The organism is Thermodesulfovibrionia bacterium (assembly GCA_030646035.1).
In the GTDB taxonomy this organism is placed as follows: domain Bacteria; phylum Nitrospirota; class Thermodesulfovibrionia; order UBA6902; family UBA6902; genus JACQZG01.
Genome location: JAUSMY010000056.1, coordinates 236698 through 253382, shown reverse-complemented (window position 1 = coordinate 253382; position 16685 = coordinate 236698). Strand labels below are relative to the sequence as shown.

General features: G+C 42.7%; 13 protein-coding genes. 6 read left to right on the top strand and 7 right to left on the bottom strand.

Annotated features, from left to right (window positions below; translation table 11 throughout):
• The first annotated feature begins 10 nt into the window (after nucleotides 1–10).
• From Q7U10_09960 to Q7U10_09940, 5 genes are all read left to right on the top strand, one after another.
• Nucleotides 11–3622, top strand: a complete 3612-nt coding sequence (locus tag Q7U10_09960) for a PAS domain S-box protein (GenBank protein MDO8282925.1) — start codon at nucleotides 11–13, stop codon at nucleotides 3620–3622.
• A complete protein-coding gene (locus tag Q7U10_09955) occupies nucleotides 3603–5015 on the top strand; it encodes a sigma-54 dependent transcriptional regulator (GenBank protein ID MDO8282924.1) in 1413 nt (470 codons plus the stop codon). The genes Q7U10_09960 and Q7U10_09955 overlap by 20 nt, the downstream gene beginning before the upstream one ends.
• Before the next feature lie 267 nt (nucleotides 5016–5282).
• Complete coding sequence (locus Q7U10_09950) at nucleotides 5283–5522, top strand: hypothetical protein (GenBank protein ID MDO8282923.1); 240 nt, start codon at nucleotides 5283–5285, stop codon at nucleotides 5520–5522.
• Nucleotides 5523–5560: 38 nt separating this feature from the next.
• Nucleotides 5561–7069: a sigma-70 family RNA polymerase sigma factor gene (locus Q7U10_09945; protein MDO8282922.1), complete on the top strand. Its 1509-nt coding sequence runs from the start codon at nucleotides 5561–5563 to the stop codon at nucleotides 7067–7069.
• 85 nt (nucleotides 7070–7154) lie between these two features.
• Nucleotides 7155–8492 (top strand): YihY/virulence factor BrkB family protein, encoded by a 1338-nt coding sequence (locus tag Q7U10_09940; protein ID MDO8282921.1) that lies wholly within the window; start codon nucleotides 7155–7157, stop codon nucleotides 8490–8492.
• Between the two features lie 40 nt (nucleotides 8493–8532).
• Here Q7U10_09940 and Q7U10_09935 read toward each other — a convergent pair whose 3' ends face one another.
• From Q7U10_09935 to Q7U10_09920, 4 genes are all read right to left on the bottom strand, one after another.
• Nucleotides 8533–9288, bottom strand: a complete 756-nt coding sequence (locus Q7U10_09935) for an ABC transporter permease (GenBank protein ID MDO8282920.1) — start codon at nucleotides 9286–9288, stop codon at nucleotides 8533–8535.
• A complete protein-coding gene (locus Q7U10_09930; protein MDO8282919.1) occupies nucleotides 9285–10025 on the bottom strand; it encodes an ATP-binding cassette domain-containing protein in 741 nt (246 codons plus the stop codon). The genes Q7U10_09935 and Q7U10_09930 overlap by 4 nt, the downstream gene beginning before the upstream one ends.
• Before the next feature lie 81 nt (nucleotides 10026–10106).
• Nucleotides 10107–10499 carry an FxsA family protein gene (locus Q7U10_09925; protein ID MDO8282918.1) on the bottom strand — a complete coding sequence of 131 codons (393 nt, stop codon included), beginning with the start codon at nucleotides 10497–10499 and terminating at the stop codon, nucleotides 10107–10109.
• A 55-nt stretch (nucleotides 10500–10554) separates the two neighbouring features.
• The gene (locus Q7U10_09920; GenBank protein MDO8282917.1) at nucleotides 10555–11370 is read right to left on the bottom strand and encodes an inositol monophosphatase family protein; all 816 of its coding nucleotides are present in this window, start codon (nucleotides 11368–11370) and stop codon (nucleotides 10555–10557) included.
• A 96-nt stretch (nucleotides 11371–11466) separates the two neighbouring features.
• Between Q7U10_09920 and Q7U10_09915 the strand changes: the two genes are divergently transcribed.
• The gene (locus Q7U10_09915; protein MDO8282916.1) at nucleotides 11467–11757 is read left to right on the top strand and encodes a hypothetical protein; all 291 of its coding nucleotides are present in this window, start codon (nucleotides 11467–11469) and stop codon (nucleotides 11755–11757) included.
• An 11-nt stretch (nucleotides 11758–11768) separates the two neighbouring features.
• Here the strand turns inward: Q7U10_09915 and Q7U10_09910 are convergent, their stop codons facing one another.
• Genes Q7U10_09910 through Q7U10_09900 form a run of 3 tightly spaced genes read right to left on the bottom strand, consistent with a single transcriptional unit; the run spans nucleotide 11769 to nucleotide 16660 of the window.
• The gene (locus Q7U10_09910) at nucleotides 11769–12428 is read right to left on the bottom strand and encodes a class I SAM-dependent methyltransferase (protein MDO8282915.1); all 660 of its coding nucleotides are present in this window, start codon (nucleotides 12426–12428) and stop codon (nucleotides 11769–11771) included.
• A gap of 2 nt (nucleotides 12429–12430) precedes the next feature.
• Nucleotides 12431–13456, bottom strand: a complete 1026-nt coding sequence (locus tag Q7U10_09905; protein ID MDO8282914.1) for a DUF362 domain-containing protein — start codon at nucleotides 13454–13456, stop codon at nucleotides 12431–12433.
• Between the two features lie 9 nt (nucleotides 13457–13465).
• Nucleotides 13466–16660 carry a UTP--glucose-1-phosphate uridylyltransferase gene (locus Q7U10_09900; protein ID MDO8282913.1) on the bottom strand — a complete coding sequence of 1065 codons (3195 nt, stop codon included), beginning with the start codon at nucleotides 16658–16660 and terminating at the stop codon, nucleotides 13466–13468.
• Nucleotides 16661–16685: the final 25 nt, after the last annotated feature.

Genomic DNA, 16685 nt, shown 5'->3' with positions numbered 1-16685 from the left:
AATTGATCATATGAAAGCCAATAAGTTTCTTGTCTACATTATGCTTTTATCGATAGTCGCGGTTGTATCCCTGCCGATATTTACCGAACTATATGTCTATCCTGCTTTTTCCAGATACCATATGAAGGAAACAGAAGAGCATTCTGTACACATATCCAATCACATCGCCGGGATCTTCGACATTAACAACTTGTCTATAAACTATACTTCCTCTGATGATTTTGTTAAAGAGATAGATAATGCCAGGAAGAACTTTAACCTTTTTAAGATAAAAGTCTTTACACCTGACGGCAGGCTTGCATACTCAACTGACAAGGGGGAGATAGGCGATATCAATAAACACCCGTACTTTTACGATATCGTCCTTAAAGGTAATATTTATTCAAAAGAGGCAAAGAAGGATACGAAATCTCTTGACGGCAATATTATACCTATCGATGTTTTTGAAACTTATATACCTGTAATGAAAGATGGAAAGGCTGTTATTATTTTCGAAACCTATCTTGATAATTCTACAAGCAAGGCGGCCTTTGATAAGATCATATCAGATATAACTAAAGCGATGTCAATTGTGTCATTGCTTCTTTTTGGCACGGTCATGTTCAGTTCTTTCAAGGCAAGAAGGAGCATGGCAGAACGTGAGCGCGCAGTAAATGAGCTTATGAAATACCGCGACAACCTTGAGTCAGAGGTCAAAGAGCGTACCGCAAAACTCGAAGATGAAAAGGCCAAGACGGAAAGTATTCTTGCCGGAATGGGTGAAGCTGTAAGCATGCAGAACCTTGATTTCAAGGTCATGTACCAGAATAAGGCGCATATTGACATTGTTGGAGATCATTTTGGTGAATATTGCTATAAGGCATATCAGAAGCAGGATAAAGTTTGTGAAAACTGCCATCTTGAAATGGCTTTTAATGATGGCAAGATCCATACTGCGAAACAATCCAGAATAACCGAAGATGGGGAGATACACTATGAAATCATGGCGTCTCCCTTGAAAGATTCATCCGGGAAGATAATAGCGGGTATTGAGATGGTCAGAGAAATTACTGAAAATGTTCAGAGGGAAAGGATGCTTGACGAAGCAGTTTTAGAATTGACCAGATCTGAAAATGACCTCAGAAACCTGTTTGAATCTGTTAATGATGCTGTCTTTGTTCTTGATCTGAAAGGGAACTTTATTGATGTCAACTCCATCGCTTTTAAACGGCTGGGTTATACAAAGGAAGAGATGCTTTCAATGCATATCTCTGCACTTGACTCGCCAGAGTTTGCCTCAAGGGTGTCTGAACGCTTTGATGAGATCACAAAACGAGGCAAAGCCATATTTGAGTCTGCCCACCTGAGAAAGGACGGCACAGCCATGCCTGTTGAGGTGAATTCAGTCCTGACCATCTTCAAGGGCAAAGAGGTATTGCTCAGCACTATTCGTGACATAACCCAAAGAAAGCAGATTGAGAATGAACTGTTTCAGTCAAGGACGGAGTGGGAGGAAACATTTAATAACATAACCGATATGATCACTATCCATGACAAAAATTTTAATATAATTCAGGCAAACCAGGCCGCGCTTAATACGCTGCATTTGCCAAATTCAGCCCCCGGTAAACAGCTTAAATGTTATCAGTATTATCATCGCACATCATCTCCGCCTGAAAAATGCGCGAGCTGTGAATGTATCACTACCGGTAAGCCTACCACTTTTGAGATGTATGAGCCGGCATTTGATAAGCACTTAGAGGTCAGGGCCATGCCCAGGTTTAATAAGGAAAACGAGATTGTCGGGGTTTCCCATATTGTAAGGGATATTTCTTACCGTAAGGCTTCTGAGCAGGCCCTTAAAAACGCACATGATATGCTGGAGGAGAGGGTCAGGGAACGGACAACGGAATTGCAGAAAACCAATGAGCAATTATTGGATGAGATGAATGAGCGTCTTCAGCTTGCGCACGAACTGAAGGAGAGCGAAAAACGTTATCGGAGATTTTTTGAGGATTCACCGACATCTCTCTGGGAAAAAGACTTCTCTGAGATCAAGGAATATATTAATAAATTAAAGAGGGCAGGTATAAATGATTTTAGGGATTATTTTTACAGCCATCCTGATGAGGTCAGGCACTGCGCGACACTGCTTAAGGTAACCGATGTAAACACAATAACGCTTGAGATCTACAAAGCAAAAAGTAAAAAGGAGTTTCTGGAAAATCTGCACAGGGTTTTTTGTGAGGAGACTTATGAACTTTTCAGGCTTGAGCTTATTGCTGCTGCTGAAGACAACTTTGAACTTGAAGCTGAGGGCATAACTCAAGATCTTAAGGGCAGGAAGAACCATATTTCCATAAAATGGTCTGTGCAGTCAGGTTCAGAAAAGACGCTTTCTAAAGTTCTTGTAGCTGTTGTTGATATAACGGAAAGGAAAAAGGCTGAGGAGTCGCTGATCGATAATGAAAAACGGCTGCGCGCAATTACAGATTCAACAACAGACCTTATATGGGAAGCAGATACAAGGTATGATGTATTGTACTGGTTTGGGGATGTCGATGGACTGCTTGGTTATGGCCCGGATGAGTTTCCGCGCACTATTTCAGGCCATATGGAGAACATACATCCCAAAGACCGCGAAAGGATTGCCGCATCTTTTGAAAAAGCAATAAAAACCCAGAATGATTTTTCTGCACAATACAGCATTATATGCAAGGACGGGACTTATCGTGTATGGGAAGAGAGGGGAAGGGCGGTTGGTTTTGAAGATGGCAAGGCTGTCAAATGGGTCGGTTCAATAACCGATATTACTGAAAAAGTCAGGATGGATGAAGAGCAAAAGTTTATGCAGGCAAAACTGCTTCATACCAACAAGATGACAGCACTCGGCACGCTTGTTTCCGGAGTTGCCCATGAGATCAATAACCCTAACGCATTTATAATGACAAATGCTGAATTGCTATCCATGATCTGGAAAGATGTCAGCAGCCTGCTTTCTGCTCATTATAAAAACGATAAAGAGCTTTCTCTTGGAGGGCTTCCTTACTCCGAGCTTCGAAATGCAATGCCCCAACTGCTGAAAGGCATCACTGAGGGGGCAGGCAGGATCAAGTCAATAGTTGACAACCTAAAGGACTTTTCAAAGCCTGATAAATCAAATCTTGATGAGGATGTTGATATTAACGAGGTTATCAGAAGTTCTGTATTGATACTCGGCCCGCAGATTAAGAAACATACCATTCATTTCAGCACACACTATATGAAGAATCTGCCTTTGATAAAAGGCAACAGACAGAATTTTGAGCAGGTAATTATAAACCTTCTTTCTAATGCTCTCCAGTCTTTGACGGAGAAGGAATGCGGTGTGCGTGTATCCACGCTTCATAATCAAAAAGACAATGTCATTATCGTAACTATAAAAGATGAGGGCGCAGGCATTCCGCCTGATATCATGGACCGCATCACTGAACCCTTCTTCACAACAAAGATCGACACCGGCGGCACCGGGCTCGGCCTTTATATTTCATATGCTATTATCAATGATCACAAAGGCAGCATGAAGTTTGAATCCATAGAAGAGAAGGGAACGACTGTTACCATTTATCTCCCAATAGTCAATAATGAATACAGAAAAAACTAAAGTGCTTCTGGTAGACGACGAACCTCAGATACTTCTGAGCCACAGCCTTTTGCTGCGTACATCCGGCATTGAGACGGTAACTCTCAAAGACAGCCGTGACGTTATGTCTATGCTCCAAAAAGAGAACATATCTGTTATAGTGCTTGACCTTTCAATGCCGCATTTATCCGGCACGGAACTTTTGTCCAAGATCAGATACGATTTCCCACATATCTCCGTGATAATTATGACTGCAACCAATGAGATTGAAAAGGCGGTTGAGTGCATAAGGTTAGGCGCAATGGATTATCTTGTGAAGCCTGTTGAAAAGAGCCGTTTTTTCTCCAGTATTAATAAGGCGATCGAATTGTACAATCTGCGCAATGAGATATCTTATCTAAGTAAGAGCATACTGACAGATGAACTTGAAAATGAGGATGCTTTTTCCGGGATAATCACAAAGAACAAAAAGATGAGGTCGATCTTTAATTATATTGAGGCTATTGCCAGATCCAGAAAACCTGTATGTATAACAGGCGAGACCGGGGTTGGCAAGGAACTGTTTGCAAAGGCTGTACATAATGTCAGCAAGGTTAAAGGCCCTTTTATCGCTGTGAATGTTGCCGGGCTTGATGATACTATGTTTTCTGATACGCTGTTCGGGCACAAAAAAGGGGCATATACCGGCGCTGATAGAGAAAGGAAGGGGCTTATCGTCAAGGCTTCAGACGGGACACTTCTTCTTGATGAAATAGGGGATCTCAACGAATTGTCACAGGTAAAGCTCTTGCGCCTTCTTGAAGAGGGTACATATTATCCTCTCGGGTCTGATATTTCTGAGAAGAGCAACGCCCGCGTCATTGCAACTACAAATAAGGACATCGGCAATGAAACCATTGGCGGCAAGTTTCGTAAAGATCTTTATTACAGGCTCAGTGCGCATCTGATACATATCCCGCCGCTCCGTGAACGCATTGAAGACATACCGATGCTGCTAGGTCATTTTTTAAGTGATGCCTCAGAATCTTTACACAAGAAGACACCTTCAGTCCCGATTGAGCTTGTCCCCCTGCTTTCTAACTTTTATTACCCCGGCAATATACGGGAACTGCAGGCTATGGTCTTTGATGCAGTGTCGCAGCATGGGACTGGGACACTCTTTATGGACAGCTTTAGAGATCACCTGAAGAATAATGCCTCGCTTTCAAAAAATGAATTGATGGTGCCGTTAGACATATCCAGATCCGCCATTGAAATATCAGGACGCTTCCCGACCCTGCAGGATGTAAATGATTTTCTTGTTTCAGAAGCACTTAAACGCTCAAGCGGAAATCAGGGGGTCGCGGCATCTCTCCTGGGGATAACCCGTCAGGCTCTTAATAAACGCATTATCAGAAAGAAACAGCCATCATGATAATGGATATAGACATTTTTTGCTCCTGAGACATTTTTTGCAATTAGATAATCTCTTTTGTTTCCAGTAAGATAAACCTGAACAACCGTAAAAAATAATATTCTGTCTCATCTGCAGTCTATTTCCACAATCTTACAAGTCGATTCTAATCCATTGATATTTCAGTATAAAATCAATATTTTCTATTTGGGCATCTTTCTTGCTTTTTATAGAGTTCTGATGCGTAATTTAATGTTGTCAGTTGCAGCAGGTTAAGAGGAGGAGGATATGCAGCTTAAAGTCAGTGAGGATGTCTTAAAAGATACAAGCAATTGTAAAATGGGTTTTTCCTGTTTATCAGGAAAAGGAGATTGCCTTTGTGAGGTTGAGGATAGTTCCAACGGCATGGTTCTTTTTATTAAGCCTGCCTGCAAGTCCGGTTTCTGCTATTACAGGCTCTCATTCGGCTGCTCCTATATCTGTAACTGCCCTGTCAGAAAAGAGATATTTAACCGTTATAACACATAACTTAGAAATATATTAAATTTATTTTCGGAGGATTAATAATGAGAAATCTGTTTGGAGGGCTTGATGTTGTTGAAGGTGAGTACGAAGATGTCATTGTAAACGAAAATGATGTTGAATTGTTTTTTGAAGAACCTAAAGAGATCGTAACCAGGGATGAGCAGACAACAGACAACCCGATAGAGATATACCTTAAAGAGATGGGCGCATTCCCTTTACTTACAAGGAAAGGAGAGGTAGATGTAGCTAAAAGAGCTGAGGCTGGAAAGGAGAAGATATTCAAGGTGATATTCTCAACACCTTTTGCAGTCGGAAGGGTATTGACCTCAGCCAAGGAACTTAAAAAGAACAATTTATCAATCACTGATATTCTTGCCAACAGTGAAGACCTTTCGGAGTCAAAAGAGAAAAAGGCTGCTGAACTATTCCTTAAAGATGTAAGGTCTATTGAAAGGCTCAACAGCAGAAGGATGATCCTTTTCAATGAGCTTCATAATAAAAAGATTAAATCGGTTGAGACTAAATTGATAAGATCAAAACTTGAAGAATCTAAAAACATAATAATAAAAAAATTATCAGAGCTGAACCTCAATCACGCTTTCACTGAAAAGATAGTCCTGGATTTCAGGGCATTTGCAGAGATGTACAACAAGATATCCCGCAGTGAGAAGCCCTCTAAAGATGATAAGGCTAAGCTATTGGAGATCGAGTTCAGCCTTGGAATGAATAAGACTGGGATCATGAACTCGCTTGTTCAAATAAACGAAGGGGAGGCTGAGGTTAGTAAGGCCAATAACATTCTGATAGAGGCAAATTTAAGGCTTGTTGTAAGCATAGCTAAAAAATATATCTGTAAGGGTCTCAATCTTTCCGACCTGATGCAGGAGGGGAACATCGGCCTGATGAAGGCAGTAACAAGATTTGACTATAAGAGAGGCTATAAATTCAGCACATATGCAACCTGGTGGATCAGGCAGTCCATAACAAGGGCGCTCGCAGATCAGTCAAGGACTATCAGGATACCTGTTCATATGATAGAGTCGATGAATAAACTTGCAAGGGTATCAAAAAACCTTGTTCAGGAACTCGGCAGGGAGCCTCATGCTGAAGAGCTTGCCAAGGCAATGGATCTTCCTCTGGGCAAGATAAGGACGATATTAAAGATATGCAAGGAACCTGTTTCACTTGAGACGCCGATGGGTAAGGAAGAAGACAGCCTTTTGGGTGATTTCATAGAAGATAAGTCAGCCCACTCGCCTCTGGAACTGGTTCTTAATGATGAGTTGAAAGTTCAGATGAGAAAGGCGCTTGGTACACTTTCTTACAGAGAGTCAGAGATCCTTAAGAAACGTTTCGGATTGGAAAGCGATGGTTCATTAACCCTTGAGGAGGTTGGAGAGGCATTTAATGTTACGCGGGAACGGGTCAGGCAGATAGAGGTATCAGCCCTGAAAAAACTGAGACACCCCGGCAGAAACAAATATCTCAGCGGTTTTATCAAGGATGTTTTTGTTGAACGATTTAATAATATTGAAGGAAACATGATATAGGCTTTAAACGTAAAATGCTTCATCATAGAGACCGGGTAATATAAAAATTATCCGGTCTCTTTTTTGTGTGATAAAATTAAGACACATGGCATATAACAGAAAAAATATCACAGACTTCATAAAGACAGGCTTATGGGAGATCGACACATCTTCCCTAAGCCGTTTCAAAGCATTGGCGGTCTGGTCTGTCAGGCTCTTTATTGTAGTATTCCGTGAGGTCACTGAAGGCCAGCTTACGCTCAGGGCAATGGGGCTTGTATACACGACACTTCTTGCCATGGTTCCTTTACTCGCCGTAAGTTTATCGATCCTTAAAGGCTTCGGACTGCACAATCAGGTAATGGAACCCTTTCTGAGAAAGTTTCTTGCTCCCTTTGGTGAGAAAGGGGCAGAGATCACCAGCCATATAATCAGTTTTGTCGATAATATGAAGGTTGGAGTGCTCGGTTCTCTTGGTATGGCTTTGCTGGTGTACACTGTAATATCAGTGATCCAGAAGTTCGAGGGAGCCTTTAATGCGATATGGAGGATAAAGAGATCCAGAAGTTTTGCCAGAAAGTTCAGTGACTATATCAGCATATTGCTTGTCGGGCCTCTACTGATGTTTTCAGCTATCGGGATAACCGCATCTTTCACGAGCAATACTATCGTCCGTAAGATAACCAATATTGAACCTTTCGGGTCATTATTTTATGTAATTGCCCAATTATTGCCTTATGTGCTTGTATGCGGGGCATTCACGTTCTTTTATTTATTCATACCTAATACTAAAGTAAAATTTAAATCCGCACTTATAGGAGGGATATTTGCGGGTATCTTATGGGAAACAACAGGGTGGGGATTCGCAGCCTTTACGGTCTCCTCAACTAAGTACTCTGCAATTTACTCAGGGTTTGCGATACTTTTAATGTTCATGATCTGGCTCTACCTCAACTGGCTTATTATTTTGGCAGGGGCCCAGATAGCCTTTCTTCATCAGCATCCCGAACTCATCGGATTAAAGGATAAGGTCTTATACCTCAGTAACAGCCTGAAAGAAAGGCTCGCTTTGATAATAACCTTTCTGATCTGTTACAACTATCACCATAACAAAGAGCATTTGACGATCCATTCACTAATAAATTATTTGCGCCTTCCGGAAGAGACTATAGATAAGATGGTCACACTTCTTAAAGATAACGGCCTTCTCATTGAAACAAACGAGTACCCGCCTGCTTATATTCCGGCAAAGGAGATTGATACTATATCCCTGTATGAAATTGTATCTGTTGTAAGAAGTTCAAAAGGTGAGATACATCTTGCAGTCAAGAGCGCTTCATCCATACCGGAAGTGAATATTGTAATGGAGTCGCTTGATGATTCAATAAGAAACACCCTCGGCTCCAAGACCATTAAGGATCTTATCCTTTCGGCAGGTAAATAAAGATGTTCAAGAAAATGATGTAGCCGCAGCAGGAAGAGGCCTACTTTATTATCCTCTTGCGCAAAAGCCTGAATGGGTAGGGCAGAAGTATCAATGCAAGAACAGTAAGCCATGCCATATCAAGCATGACCGGAGATATCTCGCCTGAGGAGAAAGAACGGCATATATTCACCAGATGGTATAACGGTGAAAAGAATGCTACCTTCGAGACAAATGCAGGCATGTTGTCGATGGGAAAGAATATTCCTGAGAAGAGAAACATCGGCGTCATAAGCAGTGTGTTGAAATAATTGAATGAATCTATGCCCGGCACTATAGAAGTAACTATCAGGGCTATCTCAGCGAATATCAAACTGCTGATAAAGATAGCCGGAATAGTTGTGACTATCAATGCTGACCCGAGCAGTCCCATGAAAGATAGCACCGTCATTATGATTATGCCGTAGAATGTCCCTTTTGCAGCTCCCCATAACAGTTCGCCCAGGACAAGGTCAGAGATATTTACAGGCGTCACGAGTATGGCGTCAAATGTTTTCTGGAATGTCATCCTGATGTATGTGCCGTATGTGCATTCAAATGTAGCGGCGAACATTGATGATGATGCTATCAGGCCGGGGGCAAGGTAGTTTATATACGGAACACCCTTAATCTCTTTGACATAAGCGCCAAGCCCTAATCCCAGTGCCGCAAGATAGATTATGGGCTCAAAGAAATTAAGCACAAGGCTGGATTTGTACCGCTTTGTATAAACGGTAAAGTTCCTCTGAAATACCCTGTATGCCCTTTTTATATTCATGTGACCTGATCCTTAAGGTGTTTCCCGGTTAATTGCAGGTAAGCATTTTCTAAATTTCCACCGTGGATATTCATAAGGCTTGAAGGCGTATCGATCGTGATTATCCTGCCTTCATCCATAATGGCAACCCTGTCGCAGAGGTTCTCTGCCTCTTCCATATAGTGCGTAGTCAGTATCAGTGTAGTATCCTTTGACTTCATGTGCCTGAGCTTGTCCCAGACATAATGCCTTGTGTGCGGGTCAAGCCCTGTTGTGGGTTCATCGAGTATCAGCATCTCAGGTGTATTGATAAGAGACCTTGCCAAAATAAGCTTGCGCTTCATTCCTCCTGAGAGGTTCCTGATATTAACATCAGCCTTGTCCTTAAGCTCCACAAAATCAAGCAGCTCCCACGCAAGCCTTGATGCCTCTTTTCTGACGATATCAAAATATCTTGCGTAGACGATCAGGTTCTCATACACGGAAAGCTCAAGGTCGAGGTTGTCTTCCTGCGGCATCACGCCTATCTTTGATTTGATCAGGCTGGGGTCTTTTGTTGTGCTGATCCCGAATACACTCAGTTCGCCGGATGTCGGAGGCATGAAGCAGCATATCATGCTCATGGCGGTCGTCTTGCCCGCGCCGTTAGGCCCTAGAAACCCAAAGCACTCACCCTTGCTGATAGTGAAGTCTATATTATCAACCGCTCTCAGAGAGTTGTAATCTTTTGTAAGCCCTTTAGCAGTTACAATGTTCATGGGAATTATTATAGCATCATCAAATCAGAACGGGCGGTCTGCCGGGTTCCTCCTCTTAGTTTAAGGGGAGGTTAGGAGGGGTTAAAGTCTGTTTATATAAATAACACCGGATGAGACCTTCTTCTCGATCATCCGTCTTGCGATCTTCTTTATCATGTTTCTTGAAAAAGGTATGACCATCAGAAGCCCTACCGCATCCGTAAAAAATCCCGGGATGATAAAGAGCACACCGGCTAACAATAACATCATCCCGTTAACCATCTCCTCTGCCGGTGATACGCCTTCATTCATATTCTGCTGCATCCTGCGCATCACCCCAAGCCCCACGAGCTTTACCATGTAAATGCCGATAAGAGCAGTCAGCAATAAGACAACTATCGTATTTGCAGTTCCGATCCTTGAGCCTACCTCGATCAAGAGCGTGATCTCAATGATAGGTACGATTATGAATATAAAAAACAGTGGAAAGAACATGCAGGAATTATATCTGAATTAAGGATGATTTTCCAAAGTTTATGGCGTAGGCGTTTTATTTATCAATCACACCTTTAAAAACACTTTTAACATCCTTCAACAATTCCTTATGAATAGCAGGCGGGCCGGCGACTATGTTTCCGGTGGTGAGATAATCTGAACCACCGCTGAAATCTGTGACAATACCTCCTGCCTCTTTTATCAGAAGCGTTCCCGCCGCAATGTCCCACGGGCTCAGGCCAATCTCAAAAAATCCGTCACACCTTCCGGCGGCAAGATATGAGAGGTCAATGGCTGCTGAACCGGCTCTTCTTATGTCGCTTACTTTGCTGATAATATTTTTGAACAGATTCAGGTAATTATCCATATGTTCTCTTTGCTTAAAGGGGAAGCCTGTTGAGATAAGTGAGCGGCTGAGGTCGGTTGTTTCGAGCTGCTTGAGCGGCTGGCAGTTCAGGTAAGCGCCATAACCTTTTAATGCAGTGAAACTCTCCTTTCTCAAGGGGTCATAAACAACACCTGCGATCATCTCTCCCTTATGCTCAAGTGCTATAGAGACTGAAAAGACAGGGAATCCGTGAATGAAATTCGTCGTGCCGTCAAGAGGGTCGATGATCCAGCGGTATTCTGAAGATGAAGTTTCATTGATGGATTCTTCAGCAAGGATTCCATGGCCTGGATAGCTTTGCTTAATGATCTTTATAATTAGATTTTCAGACTTTTTATCAACATAGGTGACAAAGTCAGATCTTTGCTTGGTATCTATGTCACCTGCTGAAAGCTTCCCGAGATTCTGCAAAATAAATTCACCTGCGATCCTGGAAGCCTTAACCGCAGTCTCAAGAAGATCGCTGTCATTATAGATATTCATGAGAGATAATATAACATTTCATCAAGGTACAGTATAATAATATCATCAAATCAGAGTATGACAATAAACTAAAAAACATTGTAAGAGAGGAGAATTATGAGAAGATTATCAATCATATTAATTTCAGTCTTTGTATTTGCTTTAGGAACAGGGGTTGCCTTCAGCAACGAGAACAAGAGTAAACATAATGAAAATTCTAATGACAAGGTAAGCCAGGAGCTTTCAGTTAAGCATCCTGATAACTGGGTTGATGAAGAACTTCATGGTGAATACGTTGAAGAGTATGGCGATTCCAAGTGTCAGGAGTGTCACGGTGCAGATTTGAAAGGCGGCAAAGACGCTCCGTCATGCAAAGAATGCCACGATAAGCATGAAGATAATGACTGACAGTATTTCTCTTAAACAGTACCCCATATAATTACATGGCGGTCTGACACTGTTTCAACTGTAAGCGCGCCTAAGCCGTTTTGTCTCAGCTGGCTCTTTATCTCGTCAGGGGTATATGCGGCAAGGAGAGAATTATAAAAATCCTTCTGCAGTATCGGTGAGGCTTCTGCAGCGTGCTGTCTCACAAGTGCTTCAGCAATCTCAGCAGAGACGGGACGGAAGAGATCCATGATAAATATTGGTGCATTCTTTTTTGCGCACTCTCTTACTGTCTTCCACAATACATGAGGATCGGCAAGATGGTGCAGTATGCTGTTTGATATGACAGCATCGAATTTGTACTTTAACAGGGTAGGGTCAGGCAGCAGGCAGTTTGACAGTTTGATCCGCTCTGTATAGCCGCACTTATTAATATCACGTTGGGCTATTTCAAGCATCTCTCCCGCGCCGTCAATGCCTGTAATGTGGATGTCAGGCAATGCCTTTGCAAACCTGATGATCACATCGCCTGTGCCGCAGCCGATATCAAACACTTCACCTGAAGTAAAGTCAGGGAAACGTTCTTTGAAATAGGAGACAAAGGCTTCGTGAGGTTCAGAGAAATCAGTCTCAGCATATGCCCTTGCCTGCTCAGCGTCATCCATTAACTCTTTTTCAGGAACTCGTTCCATATTTATCGCCACTGGCATTGAATGTCATATGTGCCGTGCGGCCTGAACTTTCTCTTAAGAAGGTCAAGGCTGTCGCCGAGAAGTCCGTCCAATGAGTAGTCTCCCATATTCTCTTTCTGAAGATAATAAAGGTAACCTATCTCCTCCGGTTCAAATCCTATCAGGCGCGCTCCAATTCCGTCTGCCTTTAAAGCATCGGCTGATGCTATAGCGGTCATCATCTTCACAGCTGTCCCGTCCACAGGGCCGTCGCCTTCCATGCAAACATATCCGTCAAGAACAACGAGGTCAGGCCATACCTTCTTTGCCATCTCTGCGATGTTGTGGTGTATCATCTTTACGCTCTTGCGGTAACCCGGATAACTTGAGAAGAGAAAATTAATAAGCCAGTTTGGCAGAGTTCTGCGAGCCTTTGATACGGTGCCGGCCGGCAATTTATCAAGAAATGTCTTTGGAGCGTCAACCTCTACGCCTCCCTTCATGCCGTGCAGCATCGCCATGTCCTGCCTCATGACAAGGCCTGCCATATTCTTTATGCCGAATGTGCCTATGGCGAAGTTATGAGTCTTGGGTATGGCAAGGGATATCTTGTAATCATAATCATCAGCGCGCTTTGTTATCCTTAAATGTGTGTCGCCCACGATAGAATGAATAGTGCTGTGGATGAATTCCTTGTCATTATCAAAATCAGTAAGAATTATATTTTTGTATTTATCCGGCAAACGATTGTAATCAAAATCTTTAAAAACCTCTTTAGTGGGGATGCCGTTGTAAAATGCAGAGGCAGATGCCTCGCCTACAGTGATAGGTGTCTCATGTGCGATTTCTCTTATAAACTCAATAACCGCCTCTATTGTCTCGACATGTGTGTTTGCAAAATCAGGCTTAAGCGCTACAAGGTTGGGCTTGATAAGAATATTTTTGGCTTCACTAATGGGCTTCAGATCTTCATGGATCAATGTCAGGCATCGTTTGATATTCTCTTTCCTGTTCTCACCTTTGATGATAGCTGCTTTCTTTCCGTCCATAAATCCCCCTTAAAATGATGCGATATTCATCAGATGCTCAAATGATCCGTCATTCATCCATCTGTCCAGGTCTGACGGCTCTTTAAGCTGCTGGCCGCGGTATCTTGAAACTACGACGTATGAAGCGCTTAAACCTTTCATGCCTGTTATATCTCCCCAAAGCTTTTCAAATTGAGCAACAGGGTAAACATCTTCCTGCCCGTTTCCCCAAAGGTATTTTACATTTTTGATAGTTACATATGTAGGCGTTCTCATCTCAACATCATGGATAGCTTCTATGATCCGGTCATATTTGGTTTTATCATTTTCTGATCGCAGTATTATCTCTCTGTCAAGCCCGAAGAACGCCAGAAGTGAATCTATCGTTATCCAGTTTGTTAGTGTGCTGTAATAGCTAAGGCTGAACTCGTCATCCTCTCTCGGCAAAGCAAGCCCCTCGATCAGATGTATCCTGCCATTCACCCTGGCAAGTCCGCCGCCTTTATCTTCTATATATCTTGGTATCACTTCAAATGTGACGCAGGATTTATTGGAGATATGAAGCCCTAATAATTCAGGTGAGACACTAACGCCTAACGTATCGATATTAGTGGCTAAAATGTATTTTAAGGCCGGGCGTTCCTTTAGTATGGTAGCCAGTGTGCCGTTTTTTAACATGTTTGGTATCTCATACCAGTGTCCGGGCGGGTTAAACCTTAAAATGGGTTTATTCTCTGAGTAATCTTTTCCTTCACCTTTAGACTTAGTCCACTCAATGAGGGATGCATGCTGTGCATGTTCAGCATCCGTGCTTTGCCCGTGCTTTTTCTCCCATATGAACTGAAGATCCCTCACCATAGGATAGACCCTTCTTGCTATGCTTTTTCCGGGTGAGAGGTAAATATCTTTTTCACAGCCGAAATGATCGAACCTCATTAAATATCTCTCAATTGAATCATGTGTTAAGTAACTTGTTGTAAATACATGAGGGATATTCTTTCCAAACAGCTCAGCAGTCTTTCTGCTTTTAGCCAGGTGTACCTCAAGAAAGGTTCTGTACCTGTCTCCTACTTTAAGAAAAGGGTTTATTGGTTTTGCCACTGCCGCGCCATGGCACCAGCGGCTGCCCATGCCTGCGGCAAAGGTCACAACCGCAACCTCGCCATTGCTTAAAGCTTTAGCGCCGATGTCGCAAAACGACTTTTCCTTTAACGCGTCTTCTTCATGGAATATCTCATCACTGTCCACATCTTCAACAATTGTAGATGCAGGCATTCTGTTCTTCTCAAGGCTGATATCACCATTTATCAGAAGCGAACGATTGTGTTCATGGGAAACCTTATCAAAACCGTATCTCTTCACGATCTCTGATTCAACAGCTTCCTCATTAGATGAATCTATATCATAAGTTGTCAGCTCAGGTATCTTCGGTATCATTGCATCTTTGCCTTTCAAAAGTGTTGCTGTTATTCCCTCATGGTTAAAATTAAAATCATAGACTATAGGGTCGATGATAAAGGGGTATGATGATCTGTATGTATCTTTCAGTTCCAGCATGATGACACTGATCCTTTTCTTGAACTGCGTATTAATCTCAGGGTTAACGATAAAGGCCATGCCGCCGCCTGACATTCCTCCCAGCATAAGAAATCCCCAGTAGTCATCTTTAAATTCATCCTTCATCTTTTTAATAAGATCATCAGTAAATGCGTTGTTAACTCCGGGAATGATCGGCTGTATCGCCTCTTCCCAATCCAGGGAAGTAAGCCTGCCAAGTTCTTTCATATTGCCTGACTTTAAGGCATCTGCTATCCTGTCAAAGAGCATGATGCCTTTTTCCCGTGCAGCCCACTCTTCGTCATGTTTAAGCAGATACTTTTCAGTGACCATCTCGAGGATCGAACCTACATCCTGTGATATCCCGCCGTGAACAAGAACCATGGACCGCAATATGTTGTCTTCTACTACAGGAGATATCTCATCCCTTGTAAAGAGCGTATAGTCAGGAAGCAGGCAGCCTCTGCTGACTCCAAATTCAGAGCTTCCTGATTCGGCAAGCCTGCCTGTAATAACCTTTATCCCCGGCCATAATCCTCCAGAATCCTGCCAGCCTCCGCCGGAACCTCCAAGCCACTCACCAAGTATCGCTCTTGAAGCAACTATCCTTCTGTCTTCTTCAGAAAGAGGGCCTTCAAGGTTTTTTATCTGGCCGCTGAACCGCATGAGCTGCGTTATGATCGCTGCCAGCAGGGTAGTGCTGACAGCAAGGCGGGAACCTTTAGGAATATTGTTAACGCTTGTTACTATCTCTAGACCTCCCTTCTTGCCGAGAAGCTTTGCAAGAATATCCGGAAGAGATATTTCACTCTTCTCAAAACACGGCGGCACAATGCCTGATGCGACAACTCCGGCTTTTAGAAGTGAAAGGTAATCGTTGCTGAAATTAAAAAGTTCCTTCAGTGTTGAGATATCCTTTGATGTTTTCAGGTCTATAGATGAAAGACGTATAACAGGCTTTTCTATATAACGGCAATAGCACTCACACGGCGGCAGGATCGGGCTGTCGCTGCCATGAACCCTAAGGTCAACTGAGATATTAATTACTCTTGCTCCCTCAGGAAAGTCCATGCCGAGAAAGAATATGTCTGACCAGCCGCTATGCGAGGGGTCGATCCTTATAGGTGATGCATCAACTCCGACAGGATAATTACCTGTAACGGGATCAAATACAGTAAGCCCAGGCGAGACTGTGTATGGATAATCATTCAAACCGTGAACATTAAAAAGATGATGATTTTCACTGCACCGGCTTATTGAAAGTTTGACTTGGCCAAAGAGATATTGAAATGATAATTTGTGATAAGATTCTGCGATCGCACTGTAGAGGTTTACGTTATGACCATCTGCCTTCTCAATTTCATTCAGAAAAATACTTATGGATCTCTCAAAATCTTTTTGGCCCGCAGCCTTAATCCCGTCGAGAGGGGCCTTTCCGCTGTGTGAAAGATCAGGGCCTGCAAGGAGCCGGAACCTGAATATGAAGAACAGAAAGAGTGAAGCTCTTACCTTATGATAAAGGTTTTCCGAATTTCTCCTGAATGACTCAAGCTCCATTGCAAGTGCAAGCAGTTTCTCCCTGCCATGGTCTTGCAATAAGGAATCGATCGAGCGGTTGCGCACAGAAGGTGAATCGCTCAATATTGTTTGGATTAGAAAATTAGCCATATCAGACTGATTATTTTAACATACT

Excerpts from the sequence above, each read along its gene's own strand:
- Q7U10_09955 (MDO8282924.1), top strand. The coding sequence starts at position 3,603 with ATGAATACAGAAAAAACTAAAGTGCTTCTGGTAGACGACGAACCTCAG.
- Q7U10_09905 (MDO8282914.1), bottom strand. The coding sequence starts at position 13,456 with ATGGACGGAAAGAAAGCAGCTATCATCAAAGGTGAGAACAGGAAAGAG.
- Q7U10_09950 (MDO8282923.1), top strand. The coding sequence starts at position 5,283 with ATGCAGCTTAAAGTCAGTGAGGATGTCTTAAAAGATACAAGCAATTGT.
- Q7U10_09910 (MDO8282915.1), bottom strand. The coding sequence starts at position 12,428 with ATGGAACGAGTTCCTGAAAAAGAGTTAATGGATGACGCTGAGCAGGCA.
- Q7U10_09925 (MDO8282918.1), bottom strand. The coding sequence starts at position 10,499 with ATGTTCTTTCCACTGTTTTTTATATTCATAATCGTACCTATCATTGAG.
- Q7U10_09920 (MDO8282917.1), bottom strand. The coding sequence starts at position 11,370 with ATGAATATCTATAATGACAGCGATCTTCTTGAGACTGCGGTTAAGGCT.
- Q7U10_09940 (MDO8282921.1), top strand. The coding sequence starts at position 7,155 with ATGGCATATAACAGAAAAAATATCACAGACTTCATAAAGACAGGCTTA.
- Q7U10_09915 (MDO8282916.1), top strand. The coding sequence starts at position 11,467 with ATGAGAAGATTATCAATCATATTAATTTCAGTCTTTGTATTTGCTTTA.
- Q7U10_09900 (MDO8282913.1), bottom strand. The coding sequence starts at position 16,660 with ATGGCTAATTTTCTAATCCAAACAATATTGAGCGATTCACCTTCTGTG.
- Q7U10_09960 (MDO8282925.1), top strand. The coding sequence starts at position 11 with ATGAAAGCCAATAAGTTTCTTGTCTACATTATGCTTTTATCGATAGTC.
- Q7U10_09930 (MDO8282919.1), bottom strand. The coding sequence starts at position 10,025 with ATGAACATTGTAACTGCTAAAGGGCTTACAAAAGATTACAACTCTCTG.
- Q7U10_09935 (MDO8282920.1), bottom strand. The coding sequence starts at position 9,288 with ATGAATATAAAAAGGGCATACAGGGTATTTCAGAGGAACTTTACCGTT.
- Q7U10_09945 (MDO8282922.1), top strand. The coding sequence starts at position 5,561 with ATGAGAAATCTGTTTGGAGGGCTTGATGTTGTTGAAGGTGAGTACGAA.